We start from the raw sequence: 23,562 nt of genomic DNA on the forward strand, positions 1-23,562 counted from the left end.
CCCGGTCTAGGCACGAGCTCGCAACCTTGATTGGCTTTATCGTCTTGTTCAACAAGGTTAAACTACTCTTTTTTTGTTGAATTCGATCATGGCTGAAATAGCAACTCCCTACGAACGTATCGGTGGCGAAGCCGGTGTTAGACAATTATGCAAAACCTTTTATGAGGTTATGTGTGAGACACCCCAAACACAACATATTCGCGACTATCACCCAAAAGACATCAGCATCAGTGAAGAAAAATTATATTTATTTCTCACTGGCTGGTTGGGTGGCCCTTCCTTATATACGGATAAATACGGTCATCCCAGACTCAGAGCTCGGCATCTCCCCTTCTCTATTGGTATAGAAGAGCGTGATCAGTGGTTGTATTGCATGGCGCAGGCTTTGAAATCGATGGATTTAGATCCGTTATTTTCAGAGCAACTCATGGCGTCGTTTGTACAAACCGCTGATTTTATGCGCAATCGTCCAGAGACCACTGAACAATGAATATCGGCGCGCTAATTATTGGTGATGAAATTCTGAGTGGCAAGCGTCAGGATAAGCATTTCGCTCATTTGCAATCCGTTCTGGCCAAACGTGAATTAGAGCTTAGTTGGACCTTAATTGTCGGTGACGATCCACAACAACTGGAACGGGCCTTACGCTTTTCAATGAGCAGTCCTGATCTGGTGTTCAGTTTTGGTGGTATTGGTGCGACTCCGGATGATAGAACCCGCCAGACGGCTGCTTTGGTGAAAGGCGTTGAGATTAAACCTCATCCTGATGCAGTCAAAGCAATTGAAGGTCAGTTTGGTGAAGATGCCTATCCTAATCGTATTTTGATGGGCCACTTACCCGAAGGCAGCCGAATTATTCCCAATACTATCAATCGCGTGCCTGGCTTTAGCTTGGATAACCATCACTTTATGCCGGGGTTTCCGGAAATGTCATGGCCTATGTTGGAATGGATTTTAGATACACATTACCCACACTTGCAGGGTTTACGTCCGAAATCTGAAAGAATCATTACCATTACTAAAGGTCGTGAGTCAGATTTACTGCCAACAATGAATGAAATTGTCGCCCAGTATCCACAGTTAAAATTATCGAGCTTACCTAAACTCGGCGCTGAACCTCAGATTGAGTTCAGCTTGCGTGGTGACGCTGAACAGATTGAAAAAGCCATGCAACATGTGATTTCAGCGGTTGAAGCAGCCGGTTTTATCTGGTCTGACTATACGCCGGGTAAATAATGAAACCATAAAGGCAGCGTGACCACACTTAATAAAGTCGTCAATGTGACTGCCGCAGCATACAGTGGACTATCCAGTTGGTAACGTTCACAGATCACTACACCAAACACCATGGTCGGCATTGCGGCCAAAAGCACCACGGCCAGCGCGATATCAGCAGGTAGATCAAACCAACCGCCCGTAAAAAAAACGGCAATCGGCACTAGTAACAAGGTAATCACAGCAACAGGAAGTAACAAAGGCAGATAGCGTAATCGCAAGCTGTCCCAGCGAATGCTCATGCCCAAGGCAATCAACATCAGTGGCACCACACCGCCTGATAATGTGCTTAATGTGTGATGAATCAGTTCAGGACGCGGCACATGCAGCACGTTTAATAAGAGTGCGATGATAACCGCCCACAAAGGTGGCACTCTGGTCAGCTCTTTTAATGGATGGACTTTATGCTGGCCTGCACCCCCATAATAATGAGCCATTAAAATGCCAAAGGTCATCAAGGCTGGCGTGCAGGCAAACAAGTCATATTGCAGCACAATGGCATTACTCCATGACCCCAGTACCTGATTAGTGACAGGTAAACCAAGATAAGTCACGTTCGGAAAGATGGCAGCCAGCATTAGCGCACCTTTCTGTTCGGGTGTGATTTTGATAAACCGCAATAAACACCACATGATAATGCCTGCTGTCAGCAATCCAGAAAATGCTGTGAGAGAAATTTTTAGTGAGGTCTCGTCAATCGGCGCGCCCCAAATGACATCAAGCACCAGAGCTGGCAGCAAAATAAAGAAAACCAGATCGGTTAAGGCACGGCGATGCGCCAGGGCTGGGATGTGTCTTGGTGCCCACTGTTTCCAGGCAAAACCACAGGCAATAAGCAGGCCCATCTGCACTAACACTAATAACATCTGTATCGCCTATAAATGAAACGTAGATCGTAGCAATCTACCTGCTGAAACAAAAGTATTATCGCCCGTGATGACGGCGCTTGCTGTGATGCCTTGGTCAGGGTATTGTTAGCGTTTTGGTGATAATTCATCAGATTCCATCAAGTTAGCCGATATATATCAGGCACTACTTAAATGGCCTGAACATCGTAATAAGGAAATCAATATGTCACTTTCTAAGCAGTTGTTAATTCTAATCAGCTTACTTTTTCTGATTGTTTTTTCAGCAAGCTTTGTGATCAGCATGGGCAGCATCCGTGACTATCTCGAAGTAGAATCTGAAATACATATGCAGGATACCGCGACATCGCTGGGTCTTTCACTTAGTCCACATATGGAAGATGAAAATGATCCGATATTACAAACGATGATGAACGCGATTTTTGATATGGGTTACTACCGAGAAATGCGTCTGGAAGACATTGATGGAAAAACACTGGTCAGCTTAAAAAATCCGGTCAAAATGGAAGGTGTACCGCAATGGCTGATCAATTGGTTGCCGATGAAATCCGCCACGGCCTCATCTGAAATCAGCTCTGGCTGGTCAATCTCCGGCACATTGTATGTCAGCAGCAACCCGGCTTATGCTTATTTGAAGCTCTATAAACAAGCGAAAGAAACCCTACTTTACTCAGCCATTATTTTTGTCGGTGCCTTTGCTTTATTAATGCTGGTGTTACGGTTTACGCTACAACCGCTTAAAGCGATACAAAAACAGGCTAACGAAATTTCTTCCGGTCAATTTACCACCATTGATCGTTTACCCTGGACGCGAGAAGTCCGCCAGGTCGCTCAATCCATGAACAGCATGTCAGTCAAGATTGGCGATACCATTACTCGCCTCAATCAACGGCTGGACTCACTCAATGACAATCTTAAACGTGACACTCTGACACGATTGCTAAACCAGGCCACGTTTACCGCCGATGTTAAACGACGCCTATCCAGCGGACATACAGGTTATGTCAGCTATATCAAATTTCTTGATCTGGCCGCCATCAGCAAACAGAAAGGTAATCAGCTGGCAGATACGCTACTGAAAGATATGGCTCGTATTCTGAATAATGCGGTGGCAGGTAATGGTCATGCCTACCGGCTCTATGGTGCTGAATTTGCGATTATTTACGATGAATCTGATATCAATCTCATTCAGTCATTTGCTAAAAACCTGCAACAAGCACTGACAGAGTTGGCTGAGCATTATGAAGTGGAAGATCTGGTTCACTTTGGTTTAGTGAAATTTGACCGCACCAGCGAGTTTGAACGCTTAATGCCGGCATTGATCGAAGCTTATGAACAAGCCCGTATTATTGGACATAATGCCTTTTTCATTAAAGATGATTCGATCAGTTCCTTATCTGAACAAGAATGGAAAGCGGTTATCACCCATGCTATTAATCGTGATACACCCGAAATCTATTTCACCGCCGAAGCCTATAATTACGATGGTCCCAAGCCTGTCAAAGTGATGCAGGAAGCCTTTAGTTTTGTTAAAGATAAAGCCGGTAAGACCTTGTCTGTTGGTACTTTTTTCTCTATGGCACAAGAGTTTGGTCTGGCAGAATCTGTTGACCGCTGCATTGTGAACAAAGTCTTGCTCAAAATGGAACAAGATCATATTACCTGCCCTGTCAGCATCAATCTGACCATGGATTCTATCGATTCAGCCAGTTTCCATAAGTGGTTGGAATCTCGCATCGAGCAGTCAGTTATTTCTGCTGAGTTACTGACTTTTTCTGTTTCGGCCTATGCCGCTACCAAAAACCTAAAAGCCTTCACTAATTTCAGTCGTTTTGTGAAGTCATTGGGCGCTAAGAGTCTGATAAAGCGTTACTCTGCAGATATTATTGCGGTCGATGAGTTGCGTCATTTGCATCTTGACTACATCAGACTGGCACGTGATCTGACCCAAAATATTCGTGGCAACGCCAGTAAACCCGACTTTCTGGAAATTATGCATGAAGTCTCACGTTTGCTGGATATCAAAGTACTGGCTGAGGCAGTGACAGCGGATGAAGATTTTAATACGGTTAAACAAGCTGGCATTTACGGTATCAGTCGTTAAAGTCTGAGCTATCCATGCTGTTAAAACGCCCCTTGTCATTATTGGTGATACTGACATTTTTGTTATTGTCGTTGCCGCTTGTCGCCGACCTCAATATCAGTTCACGCGTATTGGACAAGATTGAGGCGCAATATAATAAATTTGCCCGCAAGCGTGTTGAAGACTGGCAAAAACTGGTGGCAGAAAATAAGGACTTACCTGAAGCGGAAAAACTGGAGCTGGTGAATCAGTTTTTTAATACCAATGTGTTGTTTATCGACGATATCGACCTCTGGAACAAAAAAGACTATTGGGCTACGCCACTGGAAATGCTGTCAATTGGGGGTGGTGACTGTGAAGACTATTCGATCGCGAAATATTTCACGCTAAAAGAATTAGGCGTGGATGAAGATAAATTACGTATCACTTATGTTAAAGCGAAAGAACTCAATCAAGCCCATATGGTATTGACCTACTTCAAAACAAAACGCTCTGTACCGTTAGTACTGGATAATTTAATCACCGACATCAAACCAGCCACTCAGCGTAATGACTTAACCCCGGTTTATAGCTTCAATGGTACCGGTTTATGGCTGGCAAAATCACGTGGGGAAGGCCAGCGTGTCGGAGGCTCTTCGCGTTTGTCTTTATGGCAAGACTTAGAAAAACGTATGCAAAAACAAGCAGAAGAAGCTACTAGCGAATAATGCCACTGGCGCTGAGAGGTAACTGCCAATAATGTATCTCGGCGCCAGCAAAACTCGACGATAAACCATCAAGAACCGTTTTTACTCGTTCATCATCAAGTTCTAACCAGTAAATCATTTGTTTGCGTTGCCCCTCTACCTGTTCGCTAATACTCATCGCATGACCAGCACCATGACCGGAGGCCAGTTGCGAGGTAAAGCCATCAATCTGCGGATGAAGTAATAACCAGTCGCTTAATGCTGCTTCTAACGAGGGTTTTACGATAAGAGCTAATAGACATTTCATTTTGCGACTCCAAATCGTCTGAACAAGAGTGGCAGTAACACCAGGGTTAATAAAGTGGCGCTAACTAAACCGCCAATCACCACAATAGCTAGCGGCCGCTGAATTTCTGAGCCCGGCCCGCTTGCGAACAGTAAAGGCACAAGACCAAAGGCCGCAATCGTCGCTGTCATCATCACTGGTCTTAAGCGGCGCATCGCGCCCTCTCTGACCACGTCATCTACTGCCATACCTGTTTCTAACAGCTCATTAAAGTAACTCACCATTACCACGCCATTTAATACAGCAATGCCGAGTAAAGCGATAAACCCCACAGAAGCTGGCACAGATAAATATTCACCCGTCAGCCAAAGTGCAGTGATTCCGCCCACCATGGCAAATGGCACATTACTCATCACCAATGTAGCTTGGCGTAAAGATCGGAAAGTGGAAAACAATAATAAGAAAATTAAAGATAAAGCCACAGGAATGACCACCATTAAGCGTTTTGCGGCTCGCTGCTGGTTTTCAAACTGACCACCCCAGGAAAACTGATAGCCGCTCGGTAAATCGATATTTTTTGCCACAGCGGCCTGAGCTTCTTCTACAAAACTGACTAAATCACGATCGGCCACATTCGCCACCACCACCGACATTCGCTGTCCTTGCTCTCTGCGAATAGATACTGGTCCTTCGACCCGTTTTAAAGTGGCCAGATCCGAGATCTGTACCTGTCTGTTGCCCGCCACGTTCAATCTCGCATGGGCAAATAAGCTCACCACTTTCTGTAAACTGCGTTCGCCTTGAATCACCAGTGGATAGCGTCTGGCACCCTGATAAATCGTGCCTACCTGACTTCCCTGAATTAACATTCGTAGTTGCGGCAGAATGTCTTCAACACTTAAGCCGAGACGGCCAAGCGTTAACGCATTCAGATCAATTTGATAATACTGAGCACCATCATTCTGACTGGTGATGACATCTTCCGCACCGCGAATACTGGACACAACTTGCACAACACGTTTAGCTAACGCATTGAGTGTGTCACCATCTTCACCAAATATTTTGATGGCCAGATCGCCTCTGACGCCGGTAAGCATTTCAGACACACGCATTTCAATTGGCTGCGTAAAGCCATAATTCAACCCCGGAAACTGCTCCAGAACCTGCCTTATTTTTAGCTTTAGATCTTCTTTTGTTGTTACCTGCCATTGCTCATGAGGCTTGAGGATTAAAAACATATCCGTTTCATTTAGGCCCATCGGATCCAGGCCGAGTTCATCTGCACCGGTTCTGGCGACTACGCCGGTGATTTCAGGCACATTTTTTAATAATGCCTGTTGCACACGCTTGTCTAAAGCAACCGATTGTTCCAGGGTAATTGAAGGCAGTTTTTCTAATTGCACAATCAAATCGCCCTCATCCATAACTGGCATAAAGGCCTTACCCACTTGAGTGTATAAAACAGCGGCAAACGCGAGTAATAACAACGCAATCATCACCACACTTTTTGTATGATCCAGTGACCAGGCTAATACCGGCGCATAGAGCCTTTTTAATACTCTGGGTAAAAATGGCTCATCATGAGACACGTGTTTCAATAAAAAAGAGGCCAGCACCGGAATCACCGTCAGTGATAAAACTAAGGAACCAGCCAGTGCAAACACAATGGTCAACGCCACAGGAATAAACAGTTTGCCTTCCAGGCCCTGTAAGGTCAGTAATGGCAGAAAAACAATGACGATAATAATGATGCCTGAGGTAACTGGCACCGAGACATTTTTTACTGCACGATAAATCAAATGCAGTCTTGGCAGCACCGCTGCACGTGATTTATCCGCTAACTGTGACACGATGTTTTCAACCACGACTACCGCAGCATCAACCAGCATACCAATGGCAATGGTTAAACCACCTAAACTCATCAAGTTGGCTGATAAACCAAACTGTCGCATCATGATAAAAGTGATCATGGCTGAAAGCGGTAATACCAGTGCAACCACAATCGCCGCCCTGAGATCACCCAGAAATAGCAGCAGAAAGACCAGAACCAGCACCACCGCTTCAATCAATGCTTTGTTCACACCATGAATTGCATCTGCGACTAGCTCACCACGGTTATAAAAAACATTGATGCTTACATCATCTGGCAAGGAGGCTTGTAATTCGGCGAGCCGTTTTTCAATACCGGCTACGACTTTTTTGGCATTCGCACCGCGTAAACCCAACACCAAGCCTTGTACCGCTTCGCCCTGTCCATTGGCACTGACTGCACCATAACGCGTCAGTGAGCCAATTCTGCATTCCGCGACCTGTGAGAGTAAAACAGGTTCATCGGCATCGGACTTCACCACCAGGCGTTTTATATCGTCCAGATTTTGCAGACTACCTTGAGCACGAACCAGTAACACTTCTTCGCCTTCATCAATGCGTCCCGCACCATCGTTACGGTTATTGTTTTCCAATGCCTGTTGGATATCAGCAAGGCTGATATTTAATGCGGCAAGTTTGGCTAAATCCGGGATAATTTCAAAGGTTTTGACATAACCGCCTAATGAATTGACATCAGCCACCCCTTCAACACTGCGTAAGGCTGGCCTGATGACCCAATCCAATAATTCACGCCGTTGCATCAAATCCAGCGTGGGACTGTTCACAGTAAACATGAACATTTCACCCAACGGAGTCGTTAACGGTGCCAAGCCACCCTGAATATCAGCAGGCAAGGTATCTTTGATAGCTGATAAACGTTCAGCCACTTGCTGACGTGCCCAATAGATATCCGTGCCCTCTTCAAAGTCCACGGTAATATCGGTCAGGCCATATTTCACTACAGACCGTAACATGCGTTGTTTGGGGATCCCCAGCATCTCAACTTCGACCAGGGCGGTAATGCGGCTTTCCACTTCTTCCGGTGTCATACCCGGTGCTTTGAGGATAATTTTTACCTGTGTTGTCGAGACATCAGGAAAAGCATCGATCGGCGTATCGTTAAAGGCCTTCCAGCCAAAACCAATCAGAACAACCACCAGAATCAGCATCATCAGACGCTGCGTCAATGAAAAACGAATCAGACCATCCATGTCTATTTCCCCTCAGCTTGCCAGGCAGACTTCAGCGATGACACGCCTTCATCAATCACATATCCGTTACTTAAAAAAGCATCTGATACCGTGACACTATTCTCTGATTGAGAAACAATATGTACTGGTCGCAGGCTGATAGATTGACCATCAAAATAAAAGATATGGGTTATGCCTTCGACACGTAATATGGCTTTATAGGGAATCTCATAAAGCACAGAGTTGTTATTTTGCACAAAACAAACCTGTACAAATTCACCAGGCGTCAGCAAATTAGTATTTTCAGAGGTTTCAGCACGTACTAAAACCCCCTGATCAATATCATGAACTTGCCTACCTACTGTCATCACAGCAGCTGAGATATCCCTGTCACAGACCATCACTTTTGAGCCAATATTGATGTTACTGGCGACCAGCAGTGGCACATGGATTTCAAGCCATAATGTTGATAAATCAGCCACCTCATACAACACATCAGATGCCATCACGCGTTGGCCAATCACGGCATTTTGCGCCATGACCACCCCCTCACTGACCGCACGAACATGTAAATGGCTGTCCATGGTTTGTTGTTGCTTTAATGTTTTAATGGCATCTAAGGGCATTCCTGCTAACTGCAAGGTTTTTATTTGGCTATCAACCAAGGTTTTTTGCTGTTGATAACGCGTTTTAGCATCAAGATAACGGCGCTCGGCAATAATGCCCTCATTAAATAATTGCTTATCCCGTTGCATTTCAGTGAGTAATTGATTGAGCAGCCCCTCAGCCTGTAAATACTGGGCCTGTAACGATAACAAGGCCGGACTATTAACGGTGGTCAACACTTGACCTGCCTTAACAATATCGCCTTCAGCCACTAACATTTGCGTGACTACGCCTTCCTGACTGGTATGAACAATATGCCGATTCGCATTAGGAACAGACACTTTGGCGGGATAATGATGACTTTTTGTTTCGGAAACAGATACCGCCGCTTGATAGCTCACTCCAAGGTTGTCCATTTGGGTTTTATCCAATTGCAAACTTTGCGAATAAGCGGGGATGGATAAGCCGAGTGTAATAGTGATCAATAAGGGGCGTAACAGATTAGTCAACATCATGTTTTCCTAAACAAAAGAGTGGAGAAAAAAGCATAAAGACCAAAGGAAATACATCGAGAGCCAGTGCTTGTAAGACGAGTATCAGATGGCAAATCAGCTTGCCAGTTTTAGGAAAAAACGCAGGTGATGTCGACAGATACGAAGTTTGCTCTGTCTTTTTCAGATGTCGCTGTTGAGGCGAATAAATTGGCTTTGCCAGCTCATTGTCTATCGTGACTGGCTTTTTTATTATCGTCCCTGTTTGCATCACTTGGTTCTACCGTCATAAAGATAGCACCATATTAGTGATGGCTTATTAACAGAGTCTTAAAGTGTTAACAAAACTTTACACAGACTAAAACTCAAACTCGGTCAGAAAACGTAAGGTGGCGTCAGGAGATTGTTTACCAACACCAAATAATATTCCGGTTTCCCAATGGAGTTTTTTACCAGCAGAAAAGCGCACATCCCCCAATGCAACCGGGCCAATGGCGCGGGTTTCATCACCAGCATAATATTCAATCGCTGGCTCAAACTTAGGTGACAGTCGATAACGCGCCTGCATACTTAGGGCTGTTTCGAACTCTTCCTCAATATCATCACCCCATTCGTATTCAAGCCATAGATTGGCTGCTCCGACCCAATCGCCCCACTCCTTTTCCATGAGTAATGCTGTTGCTGCTTCCCACTGATCACAGATATTGGATTTTTCAAGTTCGGTGACTAGTCCCCAGTCAATGGCATACTCTCCTTGCTCAGTGAGTTGCCACTTGGCTTCGAGTTCATAACTATACAAACGAAAATTATCATTTTCTTCACTGGCGGTAAGATAACCTTCAACATAAAGGCGATCAGATAAAGACTGGCCATAACTCAGTTTTTGCAGACTATCGCCTTCAGCAGTAATCATCCGCCACTCTACTTCCTTTTCCAGCGGCTGCACATACGGATGGTAGACTTTATCCACTGCTGTTCCATCCGCTTGGGCCAGGATAGGCGCAATTAATAAAGCGCCAGTAACGGTCATTACACGGTATTTCATTAATTTCGATCTCGTTTTATAAAGCTGAACATCGCCACACAAAACAAAGCGGCCATGCTACAAATATAGGCGATGACCTGACTAAGTTGTGGGGTAGCTTCGTATCCCAGTAACGCAAACAGCAATTGTCCGGCTACAGAATGTTCATCGATGATAGTTGAGGTATTCCAAATCGGTGTTGCTGACGTTAATAAATCTGCCTGAATCAGAAACTCAACCGCCTGCGACATTAAACTTCCTGCCACCAGTAACAATAATAAATAGCCAACCCATACACCGTGCCGGGGGATAAGGTTTACGATGAAATAATAAATAAACACACCGACACTTACACCGAGTCCAGCCCCCACAGCTCCTCCCATTAATACTGGGGCCAATAAGTCCGGCACGCCAATAAAGCCGGTGATAAATAACAAGACTTCAGAACCTTCGCGCATGATCGCTAAAATAACGGTGCTGACAATGGCTATCACAGTCAAGCGACGACAACGTTGATCATTCTGATGTGGCACGGCGAAGACAAAGATAACTAAAGCCATGAAGATAAGGATATTAATCGTTGCATTGACGATTTCCTGTCCAATCCCACCAAAGGCCATTGAGACAGTACTGATGGTGCCAGCGTAGATAAAACCACTGACTAGCCCTAAAACTAATGCGAGCAACATCCACTTTAAGCTTCGGTTCAAAATCTGGCTAAGCGCCAAAAACACGCTGATAATCAACGAGGCTTCCAGCACCTCACGTAAAACAATCACTACCGCATTCAGTAACACTATTTCTACTCCGCTATGACTTTGCCTTGTGCCGTTTTAGGGAAAAACTCACCAAAAAACGGATACACCCCGGCTGGCAGTGGACCAATAAAGATAAATGCCTGACTGTTTCCGGCAATTACCTTTTCGCGGTTTAGTTCATAACTTTCAAATTCTTCCGCTGTCGGATCCATATTTTTCACCAACAGTTTGACTTTGGTATTGGCAGGGATTTTAACTTCATCGGGAAAGAAAAGATGATCACGAATTTCGATTTCAATTACCGGAGGGCCAGCAAACACCGGCATCACCAAAAACGATAAGAATAAAAATAACCCAACTCTACGCATAATTGACTGCTCTCAGAGGAAATATGACATCGACCTTTAATCCATGGCCCCAAGCGGATGTCCCCAATTGGATGTGGGCACGATGCAAATCAGCGATATGCTTAACAATAGTCAGTCCTAATCCACAGCCAATGACACCACTATTATGCTGATCACCATGCAGGCGATAAAAACGTTCAAACACACGCTGATATTGTTCTTCAGGTATGCCTGGGCCAGAATCTTCGACTCTCAGTAACACCCCTTCTTCATGACGCCTTACCACAACATGAATACGACCTTTCTCCGGTGTGTATTTATTCGCATTATTTAATAAATTGCTTATCAGGGTTTCCAGTGCAAACACATTACCTTCGATGATGTGTGACTCACCATCCATTTCAATTTCTTGCTGTTTAGACTCAAAAGCATGATAACTTCGTGCGATAAGTGATTGAACTAATTTAAATAAATCTACACTTTCAAATTTGACTGCCGCCTGATCAGGCGAGGTACGGTACAGCGCCAGAATCTGTTCGATAAGGTGCCCCATACGTTCGACACCATCGCGTAATAAGATAATGTCTTCATCGTCATTACCCAGTCTTGCACGTAAATTATGTAAATGTACTTTAAGCACGCTGACGGGGGTACGTAACTCATGCGCCGCATCAGCTGAGAAACGTTGCTCACGATCAAAGGCTTCAGCCAAACGTGATAACAGACTATTCGTATTATTGACTACTGTTGTGAGTTCTTTCGGCACACGGTCAAGCTCAATCGGACGGAGATCATCCGCTTTTCTCTCGCTCAACTGGCTGGCAAACGCGTTAAGTGGTTTGAGACCAATCCCGACGGCAAACCAGATAATTAACGCGGCTACAGGTATTGCCATCACAATCGGCAGTAACGATTCCATCACTACATCTTCGGCAAGCATATAGCGAATATCGATACGCTCGGCCACTACGACCCATCGCTGCAAAACCGTGTCGCGATAAACATAATTTCGCCAGCGATAGCTGCCAAAGTTAATGATATGAAAACCCTCATCCAGTTCACCCATCACCTTATCTGGGGCATTCTCAGAACGCGTTAACAACTGACCGTTATCATCAATAATCTGAAAAAAGGTATAGGGTGTTTGCTGATTGGTTACTGTTTCCTGCCCCACCTGACGAGAATTAGCTGAGGCGATCAATATCGCGGTACTTTCCAAACGGGAATCAAATAAATTTTGTGCCTTTTGCATACTCGACTGATAGCCATGCAATAACGACACAAAGTTCACCAGCGTTATTGTGGCTAATAAGGCCAGTAATAAATAAAGACGAATAGACTTCATTGCGCTTTAATTGTGTAACCCACACCACGCACTGTTGTGATGAAGTTCTCCGGGAGTTTCTTTCTTAAATGATGAATATGGACTTCAATCGCATTACTGGCAATTTCTTCACCCCAGCTGTAAAGCTTACTTTCCAGACTATCGCGGGTCTGCACGCGGCCAACATTCTCCATCAACATTTTTAATAGCATGTATTCACGACGGAAAAAATCGACATTCTCACCATTAACTTTCACCTGTTGAGCGCGCGTATCGATGGACACGTTGCCAACGGTCAGATCAGCATGTTTCAGGCTACTGAGGCGCCGTTCCAACACGCGTAGCCGCGCGAGTAACTCATCCATTTCAAACGGTTTAGCCAGATAATCATCCGCGCCACTATCAAGCCCCGCCACTTTATCCTGAATAGAGTTACGAGCAGTAAGAATCAGCACAGGCAACTCGGCATTACGACGTCGAATTTGTTTCAGGACTTCATTACCATCCATATCTGGCAGGCCCAGATCCAACACCACAATATCCGGCTCAGAAGAAGCAATGCTGTTAATGGCCTGCTTGCCTTCACTCAAATGATTAACGATAAAACCTTCCCTTTTCAGGCTGGTTTGTAAGCCTTTTGCGAGTGAAACATCATCTTCAATGAGTAATACCTGCATGTTGTTCATTCCCTAGTTTGTATCTGACCTGCTGTAAGGCTTTTTCGATTTCTTGCTGTCTTCCTTTATCTGCAAGGGGTCTACTTGGTCTGGCAGGTGCTTGTTGTGCTTTTAACAGATAAGTTTCTGCTTCTTTATACTGGTTATTATCTATTAAATACTGTGCATAGAAGTAATTACTATCTATGCCAGTTGGATTGATGGTCAAGGCTTTTTTCAACATCATTTCGGCTTTGTCATCATCACCAAACCCAATAGGCCAGCCGGGTACTTTGGCATATAAGGTACCTAAGCTGGTATAAGCCGAACCGTCCAGCGCGGTATCATTTATTTTCATCGCTTCTTCCAAATCGGCTTTTGCGGCTTTCGCCAGAGATAAAGCGCCAAGCCCGCCCTTGGCACCAGCATAACTTGATTCAATAATGCCACGCCAGATATGTGATTCCGCCGCCTCTGGATATTGCTTCACCACACTATTCGCTTTTTCAATCAGGCTTTCAAAGGCTTTTTCCTGTGCATCACCTGTTAGAGTGTAATTCACTTTAGCCCAGTCATGCTGCAAATCAGCGACGCTTTGCATCACATCGGCACTGACAGGTAGACTCACCAGCCCCAGAATCATCGAGAATATATACGCTTTCATCATTTTCTCCATTAAAAATAACGTTTTATGATAGGTAGTTGTTTAATAATTGATTTATCAACTATGCCTGGCAGAATACTGTTGATTCTGACAAACAGTTTTTCAGGCCAGCCAAAATAATGTCTTCGTTTATCCGTCAGCAAAAAGTCGACAATGGCATTCGCTACTTGCTCAGGGCTGTCCATCGCACTGCCTAATGCTTTATTCATATCATTGACATTGTCATTGTTGAGAGGCGTTTTGGTGGCGCGAGGTGCAAAGTAACGCACATCCACCCCACTGCCAGCCAGTTCACGATGCAGGGCTTCACTAAAACCCCGTAAGCCAAACTTGGTAGCACAATAAACGCTATAACCGGGCATGCCGATACTTCCCAGAATAGAGCCAACATTGACGATGGTTGATGGCGCATTTTTTTCCAGTAAAGGAATAAAATCGCGAGTCAATGCAATCTGTGAACTCAGATTAATCGTTAACATCCGTTCAATATCATTATCTGAATGATCGGTGATGGCAGCAAAACGGTTGATACCCGCCAAATTAATGATCATTTGCAGCGGATAAGGCAGGTTTTCACAATAATCCAGCAGTGACTGGCGCTGCGTTGTCTTGCTAACGTCAGCTACAAAGTCGTAATGCTTTTCGCCTAAGCTGACGTTCAGTTCAGTTAACTTGTCTGCATTGACATCCGTCAATATCAACTTAGCGCCCTGATCGTGTAATGCCTTAGCTAACTTTTGCCCGATACCACCGGCGGCACCGGTAATCAGAATGGTGACATCTCTCAGACTTTGCATGGCATCTTCTCTTCAGTCAGGCTACGGAAGATGTTGCCGTAGAGATAATAAAAGCGTTTGGCACTATGAATAATGAGATCTTGTTCGGCGGGATCGGTGATTTGATTCATCAGACCTTCGAAGAATTTGACATGATCCTGATCCAGCGCTCCATGTGATCGCAGATAACTAAAGGCTTTAGTCGGTAAACCTAGTGCATTTTGAATACTTTCTGCGGCTTTGTCTGCAGTGGTGATACTGGTACCTTCCAGCACATGTACCATGCCAAAAAAACCTAAGGGATTGATGCGATGTACCATGTCATAAGCATAGGCGACCATCATTTCTGTCTGCAGATTTGGCTGACTGTGTCTTACCGCTTCTTTATCAGCACCACAGGCTGCGATATCGTTAAGTATCCACTCCTGATGGCCTAATTCTTCTTCGATATATTCTGCCACGGCATTACGTAGCCATTCTTTCTGTTCCGGCAAAGCGCCACCGACACTCATCAGCAATGGTACGGTATGTTTAACGTGATGATAGGCCTGCGTCAGAAAGTTAATATAAAGCTCGGTAGTGATATCGCCTGTCATCGCTTTAGCAATGATCGGTGCACTGAATAATTGTTCACGTGCTGCTGCTGTTTCTGTTTGTAATCTGTCGAAAAAAAGCATTTATGCCTGCTCCTTGTATAAAGCATTTATTTGATGATGGTAGCTCTCTAATATTTGTTGTCTGACAGGACGACCATTTGCCGTCAACGTGCCGTTTTCCACACTGAGTGGCCATTCAAAGCGCTGCCAGTCTGCCAGTTGTGCGTAATCTGGCAGGCGTTTGTTGACCAGGGTGATCCATTGGTCAATCATGGCGTCAGTGATATTGTCAAAACGAGGCTGAACCAAGACACTGCAATGTGATTTTGCATCTCCAATCACCGTGCAATAGGCCAGAATAGGATTAGCCAATAACTCGCTTTCCACCCACTCCGGATTGATATTTCTGCCAAAGCTGCTGATTAACAGGTTTTTACGGCGACCATTAATGTGCAAATAGCGGTTTTCATCAATAAATCCTAAATCACCAGTAGCTATCTGCTCTGGATACCAGCTATCAGGATGATTGATATAACCTAAAAAGCAGTTGCCGCGAACGATGATTTCGCCGGACTCAATGCTGACTTTTACATGATCAAGCGTCTGACCGACACTGCCTATTTGACGTTGTTTTGGACTATTCAGGCTGACAACAGAGCTGCATTCTGACAAGCCATAACCTTCGTAAACCGGTAAGCCTAAATCATCAGCTTTACGTAATAAGTCTGCTGATACGCGACTGCCACCCACCGCAATAAACTTCAAACTGCCAGGTACTGGCCAGCCTGTTTCAGCGGCTGACACCAGGGTTAATAATAATTCGGGTAATAACACCACACTTTCTGGCTGTTGTTTGCTCAGCGTTTGTAGAAATTGCTGAACATCAAAACCTCGTCCACCATTAAAGCCAAGCTCGGCTGCTGGTAATAAGGTGACCGATCCTCTGCTAAGCAATGGCGCGTAAATGCCGGCTAGATTTTCCAATAAGGTGGTCAGCGGTAATACACACAGGTGTTTGATAGCTTGTAATTCTGTACGTTGGATAATCGCATCAGCCACAGCTAATTGATTATCTGTGCTCAAACACACCCCTTTAGGCTGACCAGTAGAACCCGATGTAAAGGTAATTTTTTGGGTTTTCTCTGGAATTTGACTATGACCTTTCTTGACTAATGGAAACAAAATAAGATTGTCCGTTAACGACAGATGCAACTGGTCAAACAGCTTGAGTGATTGAAATAATGTGGTGCCTTTCGATTCGATTAACGCTAATGCGCCACTTTCACTGATGGCATGATGTTGTTGTTCGGCTGAAAAAAAGGCTGGAATAGGCAGACTGATGACACCGGCTTCATAACAGGCCAGATCAATACACGCCCAGTCGACACTGTTGTCGGCATACAAGGCGACGACATTCTGTGCGTAAGGTAAAAGCAGTTCAGTTAGTCTATCCACTTCGTTTATCATCTGACGCCAGGTCAGCTGCCGATATGGGTCCTGCAAGGCCAGTGCGTTCGGCTGTTGTGTCGCAATCCGACGTAAACGTTCGACTAACTCAGTCATGACGGAAACTCGCGACAAATTCATTCAATTGATGCTGATAGCTTTGACGCAAATACAACATAAGCGGATTGTCAGTCAGTTTTGCCATGGTTTGACGGATATTACCGGCCACTACCACTGGCTTATCATCGTAATAACTACCCCAGCTTGCCCCTTTATCTGGCAACCTGGTCGGATCTGCAACACGGATGGCAATAGTCTCAATATCTAATTTCGCCAACCACTGTGAAACGGCTGAATTAGCCGTAAACACAACCCATTCATAACCGGCTTGATAGAACAACTCAGCAAGGAGTAAAAAAAGCGTTTGAGTCGCACGTTGTCGGCCAGAGGCCAGATTGCCTATTTCCACAATCGCGTCACGTTGAACGACTGTTTGGGTGAGAATACTGAGCGTGGTTTGAATATCATTATCAAGATAATATTCAAGAAAAAGATGTGATGAATAACTGGCTGGCTGGAAACCAAGTGCTGCTGAAACTAAACCGCCTGTCCTGGCAGACAAGATAAACGGCAGAAAATGGCTGATCTCTGCACCGTGTTGCTTTTCAAAGCGCTGATAAATAAATTGTTCAGCGTCCATTCGTCCCGGCTCATTCGCTTTTGCCAGCGTGAGTGGAAAAACAGGCTGAATAATTTGTCGCTCAACGACGCGTTGAGAGCGACTTTTAGTGACAGACTGTGCAAATGATCTAGCTTCCATAAAATTCCCCTTGGGAGGTGGTATGGAAGCTAGATTAAAAAAGAAAGCTTAACGAAAAATTAAGCTTAGAGGGTTTTATTAATTATTAGACAAAATCATCCCATATGATTGATTTAATTCAGAAATCTGTTGCTTTATTTGAACTTCCAACAGGCGCTTTCTACTCTCATTGTCATTCGCCAGCGCCTGACTGCGCAATAAATCAATCAAATTAATTTCACCTAAATCAAAGGCACGTTTTTGTAATTGGTAATACTGCTGGGTGGTTTTATTTTGTTCCGTGATCAAGTCCAGCTGCTGTCGACTACTGTTTAATTCTTCCACAAGGGCGACTTGTCGTGTTTTTAGCTGACGCCATAATGATTGACGTGCAACCTGAGCATCAGCTAATTCGGCTGAGGCCTGAGCGATGGCAGGTTGTTTGTATGCCTTATCATCCAGCGCCATGCTGAATCCGATGCCCATACTGTTGGTATAGTCTTCTGCCCTATCCCCCCGTTCTCGTCTTACGCCTACAGACAGGCTGGGATTTACTGCACCGTCATATTGTGCCAGCCCCATTTGTGCCTGTAGTCTGGCTATCAACTGATCCTGTAACTGCAACTGCGGATGTTGCTGTAAGTCCTCAGTGGCGTTGCTAACGGCTTCTTCCACCTGCTGCGGCAAGGCGTTCTCACCGGTAATCAGTTGATAAATTTTCAGCCGCTGTTGAAGCTGCGACTGTGCATTCACCATTTTGCTATGCGCTTCAAGCGTGTTACTGCTTGCCAGTAAGCGTTCAGTTGAGGCTAAATCCCCGGCTTTTACCCGTGACTCAACATCATTTTGTAACTTTTTCGCGTTTTCCCAGGTCAGTTTAGTTTGTTCAAGTTGGGCTTCGGCCAGTTTCACCTGCCAGATTTGTTGTCTCACTTCACCTGAAGCTTCCAGTTTCAATGCTTGCTGATAAGCAGGCAGTTCTGCTGCTATTTTGTCTGACAAGGCCTGTTGCTGTTGTTTTTGTCCTGGCAACCATAACGGTAAATCAACACCGCCTTCCCATTCTTGAAAACCGTGTCCGGTCCCCACTTCATCACTGAACAGGCTCAGATTCCCGGTCACCGGCTCTGCAAACAAGGCCTGACTGTATGTATCATTCGCCTGCAGTAATTGGCGGTATTTATCTTCAGCTAATAATCCCGGTAATCGCTGATATACCTTATCCGTTAGTGAAGCTAAATCTAGGTTAGCTGCATAAGGCACGCTGCTGACCGCCTCGCTATCTTCTGCAAAACTCACCACAGGACTCAATGTGCCTATCAAGGCAGCTATAACATATGAGGTATAACGTCGCATGAAAAATCCTTAAATAAATGCTGATCTATCCAAACTACAACAGCATGCACAGTGATTGTTAAATCAGACTTAACACAGTATCAAATTGTCACTGAGTCTGTTCGTTTCGGCAGAAATTTATCAGCAACTCGTTCGTAAACGGCCAGCATCGCGGGTATCACCAATAATACTAAAACCGTTGAAAACATCAGGCCAAATGACATGGAAACCGCCATGGGGATTAAAAACTGTGCCTGTAATGATGTTTCAAATAGTAAAGGTGTGAGTCCGGCGATCGTCGTCAGTGAGGTCAGTAACACCGCACGAAGACGTTGTGTTGAGGCTTCAATAATTGCTTGCTGTGTCGGCATTCCGGACTCGGTGAGTTGTTTGAAAAACGTCACCAGAATGATGGAATCATTCACAACAATGCCTGATAAACCAAAAATACCAAACAAAGACAAAATGGTCAGATCAATTCCCAGTAACCAATGACCAATTAAGGCACCAATCAAGCCAAAAGGAATCGCTGCCATTACCACCAGTGGCCAGCCATAGGATGAAAACACCCAGGCCAGCACCAGATAAATCATAATAAAGGCCAGCAATGTACCTTGTGCCATATCTGACATGGTATCAGCCTGCTCTTCTGCCCTACCTTCATAACCAATTTTCACGCTGTATTTAGAGGATATTTCAGGTAAAAAAGCCTTTTTCATATCGTCTAAAATGACATTATTATTATTCACTACAGAGTCTACTGTCGCGGTGACATGTATCGCTAACTGGCTGTCGGTATGTCTTAGCACATCAAAACCCCGACGCGACTCAAACTCAACTACGCTGGATAAGGGCGCACTGCCTCCATTGGGCAGACGCAACATAAAGTTCTCTAATGTTGCCAGGGTGTTACGCTCAGCATCAGGCAGCATGACACGTACTTCAACCTCATCATCGCCATCCTGAAAAATCTGAACTAATTGCCCGTCAAACGCGGCCCGTAACTGACGCCCCACATTTTCAACAGTCAGACCAAGTACTTCACCTTGGCCCTTTATCCGATAAATCAGCTGTTCCTGACCATAAGGCATATCATCTTCAATGGCACTGACACCGGTGTAATTTTTTAATCGCTCGGCGACTTCATGCGCGGCTTTTTTTAATTGCTGAGCTGCAGCACCGCTGAGACGAATATCAATATCGCTTCCAGGCGGTCCACCCCGTGCTTCACTGATGGTGAATGTTTCAATCCCCGGCGGTAAGCTGATATGTTCACGCCAGTCATTAATAAAATCTTTGTTTCTGATATCACGTTGGTCAGGCGAGATCATTTCCAGCTGAACTGAACCGAAACGCTCATCCGCTTGACCGCTACTAATGTTTGAATTTGCGGATGAAGCACTGCCAAGCCGCGTAACCGCCATTTTGACAATGTTTTGATCATAATCCGCTTCAGCTTCATCCAGTGCCAGATTGATATGTTGCAAAAACTGCTCAACATCCTGCATCGGTGTGCCAGCGACAAATCGGGCATTCGCGGTAATGGTAGTGCCTTCCGGTGAAGGGAAGAAGTTAAACAGGATTCGGCCACTGGCCAGCAAGCTGATTGAAATGATCAATAAAGCCAGTGTGAGACTGATGGTCACCGCACTGTTTTTCACAGCCATAGTCACTAACGGTCTGAAAAACTGCTCACGAAAATGCTCAAACTTTTCATCCAACCAGCGTCTTAACCGACCTGGATCAAGATGATGCATTGTATGAAAAGTATGGCGTAAGTGACCGGGAAGTATAAGAAAACTCTCCACAAGTGAAGCAATAATTACACAAATCACCACAAAGGGGATGTCGAACAAGATATTGCCAATCACACCACTGATAAGCATCAGCGGTAAAAAGGCTGCAATGGTGGTTAAAGAAGAAGAAATCACTGGCGCCAGCATTCGTCTTGCCCCGCCTTCAGCGGCTAATAATGAGCGTTCACCACTTTGATAGTGTGATAACGCATCTTCACCCACCACAATCGCATCATCAACAATAATCCCCAGCGCCATGATCAAGGCAAACAGGCTGATCATATTAATGCTACCGCCCAATATATACAGCACGGTCAATGCAGCCATAAAAGAAACGGGAATCCCCACGGCTACCCAAAAAGCCACTCTGCCGTGTAGGAATAAGAAAAGGATAGCCAACACCAGTAATAAGCCACTGAGACCATTACTGAGCAGCAAATTGATGCGTTCCTGTATCAGTGACCAACTGGCATCATAAACGCGGATATCTACACCTTTGGGTAAGCTGGGTTTAGCCTGTTCCAGCCAGTTTTCCATAATCCTCGCTGATTCAAGGGCATCGGCATTTTCTGTTCGTTGCAATGCAATTTCAACGGCGGGTTGTCCGTGATAAAAGACTTTCACCTGATCACGCATGGCGCGGCGTTCCACATCAGCCACATCCTCAAGCAGTAAACGACGTCCCTGATAATCACTTTTTAAAGAGATACTGCCAAAGGCATCAGCATTCCGGCGTTGGTCAAGACTACGAATTTGCCGGGTCGTTTCACCATTGCCAATCTCGCCTGCCGGTAAATCCTGACTCTGGTCAGCGACGCGTTGACTGACATCACCAAAACTTAAACCCAAAGACTCCAGTGTCGAGGTGCTGACTTTAATCGCCATTTCTTCATCTGGTAATCCGGTGATGGTGACTCGTGAAATACCGGCATCCAGCAGTTCGTGTTCAATTTGATGTACTAAGCCACGGAGTTCGTCTAAATGACCGTCGGTAGTGACCAATAATCGGGCAACATTGTCATAGTGTGTGGCAATGCTGATTTCGGGTGTTTCAGCATCTTTAGGCAGGTTGCGGAGCCGGGCAACATGATCTTTCACCTGATCAAGTGCCGGGCCCATCTCAGTGCCTTCATCAAACTCTAATGTCACTAAAGACGAACCATAAGATGAGGTCGAGGTCATTTTGTCGACATAATCGATGGTGCGAAGCTCTTGCTCAATACGGCTGGTTAACGAGTCTTCCACATCTTCTGCACTGGCACCGCGCCAGACCACATTGACAGTAATCACATCCAAGGCGAAGTTTGGAAAAAACTGGGTATTGAGTTTGCTCAATGATACAAAACCACCAATCAACATCATCAGCATCAACAGGTTTGCTGCAACCTTATGTTGAGCAAAAATACCAATGATATCTGCGCGATGGGTGGTCGAACTCACAACTTGGTCTCAACCGCTAAACCGGTGATGGCATTGGGAAGCTGAGTAGTGACAATTAAATCACCGCTATGAATCTCGTCACTTCGGATTAATAAACGATGTTGATTATCTTTGCCGACGACTTCTCCTACGCGTTCAATGGTGACGGCTTTTAAGTGGCCGTCTTCAATCAGATAGACACGGTCCAAACCATATAAAGCACTGAATGGCAGCTCGATCACGTTGTGCTGTTCTGATAGCTGTAACTGCAGCTCAACAAAGGTACCAAGCGGTAAGTTATTTGGGTGATTCACTAAGCGAAACAAGCCGTCGATACCACCACTATCAAGCCTGACTTCACCTGAAAGCCGTTTTAATTCAAGCTTAACCAGTTCATCATCAATCATCGCCGTCGCCTGAATAAGCTGATGGCGTTGCATCATTTGTCGGATTTGTTGGCTATAACGGCCAGGGATCTGCGCCCGCACTTCCAGATTATTAAGATCGTAGACATTAATCAGACTATCGCCAGGTCTTACCCGATCACCCACGGCAACATTTAGCTTCGCCACGCGGCTCGGGAACGGGGCTCTGATATCTGTTCGTTCCAGATTGACTTCACTCTGCTTCAGCAAGGCTTCTGCCCGTTTTTTTGATGCTTCTAGCTGGGCGATTCGTGAAGGGTGCTCAGCAATATCATTTTGTAACTGCTTTAGCGCCAGTTCTTGTTGCTGATAAGCGGCCGTAGATTCATCCAAAGCCGCTTGTGAAGTTAATTTATTTTGTTCGAGTTTTTTTGCACGTTGCACGGCTTTATCGGCGAGGTTAACAAGTTGTTTTTGATTCTCCAATAATGCGAGGTCACGCTGATAGCGGACATTTTCATTGGCAATTGAAGCCGTGATTTCATCGACATCGGCCTGACGTTGCTGTTTTACTAGTTCAACATCTGTTTTATCCAATTCCAGCAGCAACTCTCCCTGAGTTACGGTTTCACCTTCTAACACCAGAACTTGCTCGACATCGGCTTCGACAGCCGCTTTTAGCGTGGCATCACGAGGCGTTTCAATACGTCCATATACGGTGACTTGTGGACTCACCGTGGTCATCTGCGCTGCTACCGCATTCACCAGCCAGGCTTTTTGCTGTGCATCCTTTGGCGTGGCTTTTGGTTTCGTAGCAACAAGCACCACGACAATCAAAATGGTCAGGCCAAGAATTAATACCGGTAATAAAAATTTTTTCAGCTTGACCATCCTGGGCTCAGTCT

General features: G+C 45.1%; 21 protein-coding genes. 4 read left to right on the plus strand and 17 right to left on the minus strand.

The annotated features are described in order from the left end of the window. The first annotated feature begins 88 nt into the window (after positions 1–88). Both B2248_RS07700 and B2248_RS07705 read left to right on the plus strand, forming a co-directional pair. Positions 89–490, plus strand: a complete 402-nt coding sequence (locus tag B2248_RS07700) for a group II truncated hemoglobin (protein ID WP_007145040.1) — start codon at positions 89–91, stop codon at positions 488–490. After that, positions 487–1,236 carry a competence/damage-inducible protein A gene (locus B2248_RS07705; protein WP_273180463.1) on the plus strand — a complete coding sequence of 250 codons (750 nt, stop codon included), beginning with the start codon at positions 487–489 and terminating at the stop codon, positions 1,234–1,236. Before B2248_RS07700 ends, B2248_RS07705 begins: the two co-directional genes overlap by 4 nt. Here the strand turns inward: B2248_RS07705 and B2248_RS07710 are convergent. Then, positions 1,218–2,141 (minus strand): AEC family transporter, encoded by a 924-nt coding sequence (locus tag B2248_RS07710; protein WP_273180465.1) that lies wholly within the window; start codon positions 2,139–2,141, stop codon positions 1,218–1,220. The genes B2248_RS07705 and B2248_RS07710 overlap by 19 nt on opposite strands. 205 nt (positions 2,142–2,346) lie before the next feature. Between B2248_RS07710 and B2248_RS07715 the strand changes: the two genes are divergently transcribed. Continuing rightward, on the plus strand, positions 2,347–4,245 hold the full coding sequence (locus B2248_RS07715) for a bifunctional diguanylate cyclase/phosphodiesterase (protein WP_007145037.1): 1,899 nt from the start codon (positions 2,347–2,349) through the stop codon (positions 4,243–4,245). A 14-nt stretch (positions 4,246–4,259) separates the two neighbouring features. Then, positions 4,260–4,931 (plus strand): transglutaminase-like cysteine peptidase, encoded by a 672-nt coding sequence (locus B2248_RS07720; protein WP_007145036.1) that lies wholly within the window; start codon positions 4,260–4,262, stop codon positions 4,929–4,931. Here B2248_RS07720 and B2248_RS07725 read toward each other — a convergent pair. From B2248_RS07725 to B2248_RS07800, 16 genes are all read right to left on the minus strand, one after another. After that, on the minus strand, positions 4,921–5,217 hold the full coding sequence (locus tag B2248_RS07725; protein WP_273180467.1) for a DUF3240 family protein: 297 nt from the start codon (positions 5,215–5,217) through the stop codon (positions 4,921–4,923). The genes B2248_RS07720 and B2248_RS07725 overlap by 11 nt on opposite strands. Next, positions 5,214–8,276, minus strand: a complete 3,063-nt coding sequence (locus tag B2248_RS07730) for an efflux RND transporter permease subunit (protein WP_273180469.1) — start codon at positions 8,274–8,276, stop codon at positions 5,214–5,216. The genes B2248_RS07725 and B2248_RS07730 overlap by 4 nt, the downstream gene beginning before the upstream one ends. Positions 8,277–8,278: 2 nt before the next feature. Continuing rightward, complete coding sequence (locus B2248_RS07735; RefSeq protein ID WP_273180471.1) at positions 8,279–9,373, minus strand: efflux RND transporter periplasmic adaptor subunit; 1,095 nt, start codon at positions 9,371–9,373, stop codon at positions 8,279–8,281. A gap of 337 nt (positions 9,374–9,710) precedes the next feature. Further along, entirely contained in the window at positions 9,711–10,397 is a 687-nt protein-coding gene (locus B2248_RS07740) for a hypothetical protein (RefSeq protein ID WP_273180473.1), read from the minus strand. After that, positions 10,397–11,173, minus strand: a complete 777-nt coding sequence (locus B2248_RS07745) for an FTR1 family protein (protein WP_273180474.1) — start codon at positions 11,171–11,173, stop codon at positions 10,397–10,399. Before B2248_RS07745 ends, B2248_RS07740 begins: the two co-directional genes overlap by 1 nt. Positions 11,174–11,178: 5 nt before the next feature. After that, complete coding sequence (locus B2248_RS07750; protein ID WP_007145029.1) at positions 11,179–11,502, minus strand: cupredoxin domain-containing protein; 324 nt, start codon at positions 11,500–11,502, stop codon at positions 11,179–11,181. After that, positions 11,495–12,826 carry an ATP-binding protein gene (locus B2248_RS07755; RefSeq protein WP_273180476.1) on the minus strand — a complete coding sequence of 444 codons (1,332 nt, stop codon included), beginning with the start codon at positions 12,824–12,826 and terminating at the stop codon, positions 11,495–11,497. Before B2248_RS07755 ends, B2248_RS07750 begins: the two co-directional genes overlap by 8 nt. Further along, entirely contained in the window at positions 12,823–13,482 is a 660-nt protein-coding gene (locus B2248_RS07760) for a response regulator (RefSeq protein WP_007145027.1), read from the minus strand. Before B2248_RS07760 ends, B2248_RS07755 begins: the two co-directional genes overlap by 4 nt. After that, positions 13,463–14,125, minus strand: a complete 663-nt coding sequence (locus tag B2248_RS07765; protein WP_007145026.1) for a tetratricopeptide repeat protein — start codon at positions 14,123–14,125, stop codon at positions 13,463–13,465. Before B2248_RS07765 ends, B2248_RS07760 begins: the two co-directional genes overlap by 20 nt. An 11-nt stretch (positions 14,126–14,136) precedes the next feature. Beyond that, entirely contained in the window at positions 14,137–14,922 is a 786-nt protein-coding gene (locus tag B2248_RS07770; protein ID WP_273180479.1) for an SDR family oxidoreductase, read from the minus strand. Further along, positions 14,910–15,578: a TenA family transcriptional regulator gene (locus B2248_RS07775; protein WP_273180481.1), complete on the minus strand. Its 669-nt coding sequence runs from the start codon at positions 15,576–15,578 to the stop codon at positions 14,910–14,912. The genes B2248_RS07770 and B2248_RS07775 overlap by 13 nt, the downstream gene beginning before the upstream one ends. Further along, positions 15,579–17,060: an AMP-binding protein gene (locus B2248_RS07780; RefSeq protein WP_273180483.1), complete on the minus strand. Its 1,482-nt coding sequence runs from the start codon at positions 17,058–17,060 to the stop codon at positions 15,579–15,581. It lies immediately after the preceding gene. Then, complete coding sequence (locus B2248_RS07785; protein ID WP_273180485.1) at positions 17,053–17,763, minus strand: thermostable hemolysin; 711 nt, start codon at positions 17,761–17,763, stop codon at positions 17,053–17,055. The genes B2248_RS07780 and B2248_RS07785 overlap by 8 nt, the downstream gene beginning before the upstream one ends. A gap of 78 nt (positions 17,764–17,841) precedes the next feature. Next, positions 17,842–19,098: a TolC family protein gene (locus tag B2248_RS07790; RefSeq protein WP_273180487.1), complete on the minus strand. Its 1,257-nt coding sequence runs from the start codon at positions 19,096–19,098 to the stop codon at positions 17,842–17,844. Positions 19,099–19,178: 80 nt separating this feature from the next. Beyond that, a complete protein-coding gene (locus B2248_RS07795; protein ID WP_273180488.1) occupies positions 19,179–22,313 on the minus strand; it encodes an efflux RND transporter permease subunit in 3,135 nt (1,044 codons plus the stop codon). After that, positions 22,310–23,548 carry an efflux RND transporter periplasmic adaptor subunit gene (locus B2248_RS07800; RefSeq protein WP_273180490.1) on the minus strand — a complete coding sequence of 413 codons (1,239 nt, stop codon included), beginning with the start codon at positions 23,546–23,548 and terminating at the stop codon, positions 22,310–22,312. The genes B2248_RS07795 and B2248_RS07800 overlap by 4 nt, the downstream gene beginning before the upstream one ends. Between the last annotated feature and the right edge of the window lie 14 nt (positions 23,549–23,562).

The sequence above is a fragment of the Methylophaga sp. UBA2012 genome, assembly GCF_002335235.1.
GTDB lineage: Bacteria > Pseudomonadota > Gammaproteobacteria > Nitrosococcales > Methylophagaceae > Methylophaga > Methylophaga thalassica.

Bases quoted from the DNA above. Each gene is read 5' to 3' on its own strand.
- B2248_RS07790 (WP_273180487.1), bottom strand. From the start codon at position 19,098: ATGCGACGTTATACCTCATATGTTATAGCTGCCTTGATAGGCACATTG.
- B2248_RS07715 (WP_007145037.1), top strand. From the start codon at position 2,347: ATGTCACTTTCTAAGCAGTTGTTAATTCTAATCAGCTTACTTTTTCTG.
- B2248_RS07735 (WP_273180471.1), bottom strand. From the start codon at position 9,373: ATGTTGACTAATCTGTTACGCCCCTTATTGATCACTATTACACTCGGC.
- B2248_RS07705 (WP_273180463.1), top strand. From the start codon at position 487: ATGAATATCGGCGCGCTAATTATTGGTGATGAAATTCTGAGTGGCAAG.
- B2248_RS07760 (WP_007145027.1), bottom strand. From the start codon at position 13,482: ATGCAGGTATTACTCATTGAAGATGATGTTTCACTCGCAAAAGGCTTA.
- B2248_RS07770 (WP_273180479.1), bottom strand. From the start codon at position 14,922: ATGCAAAGTCTGAGAGATGTCACCATTCTGATTACCGGTGCCGCCGGT.
- B2248_RS07720 (WP_007145036.1), top strand. From the start codon at position 4,260: ATGCTGTTAAAACGCCCCTTGTCATTATTGGTGATACTGACATTTTTG.
- B2248_RS07710 (WP_273180465.1), bottom strand. From the start codon at position 2,141: ATGTTATTAGTGTTAGTGCAGATGGGCCTGCTTATTGCCTGTGGTTTT.
- B2248_RS07750 (WP_007145029.1), bottom strand. From the start codon at position 11,502: ATGCGTAGAGTTGGGTTATTTTTATTCTTATCGTTTTTGGTGATGCCG.
- B2248_RS07755 (WP_273180476.1), bottom strand. From the start codon at position 12,826: ATGAAGTCTATTCGTCTTTATTTATTACTGGCCTTATTAGCCACAATA.
- B2248_RS07800 (WP_273180490.1), bottom strand. From the start codon at position 23,548: ATGGTCAAGCTGAAAAAATTTTTATTACCGGTATTAATTCTTGGCCTG.
- B2248_RS07730 (WP_273180469.1), bottom strand. From the start codon at position 8,276: ATGGATGGTCTGATTCGTTTTTCATTGACGCAGCGTCTGATGATGCTG.
- B2248_RS07700 (WP_007145040.1), top strand. From the start codon at position 89: ATGGCTGAAATAGCAACTCCCTACGAACGTATCGGTGGCGAAGCCGGT.
- B2248_RS07775 (WP_273180481.1), bottom strand. From the start codon at position 15,578: ATGCTTTTTTTCGACAGATTACAAACAGAAACAGCAGCAGCACGTGAA.
- B2248_RS07780 (WP_273180483.1), bottom strand. From the start codon at position 17,060: ATGACTGAGTTAGTCGAACGTTTACGTCGGATTGCGACACAACAGCCG.
- B2248_RS07725 (WP_273180467.1), bottom strand. From the start codon at position 5,217: ATGAAATGTCTATTAGCTCTTATCGTAAAACCCTCGTTAGAAGCAGCA.
- B2248_RS07785 (WP_273180485.1), bottom strand. From the start codon at position 17,763: ATGGAAGCTAGATCATTTGCACAGTCTGTCACTAAAAGTCGCTCTCAA.
- B2248_RS07765 (WP_007145026.1), bottom strand. From the start codon at position 14,125: ATGAAAGCGTATATATTCTCGATGATTCTGGGGCTGGTGAGTCTACCT.
- B2248_RS07740 (WP_273180473.1), bottom strand. From the start codon at position 10,397: ATGAAATACCGTGTAATGACCGTTACTGGCGCTTTATTAATTGCGCCT.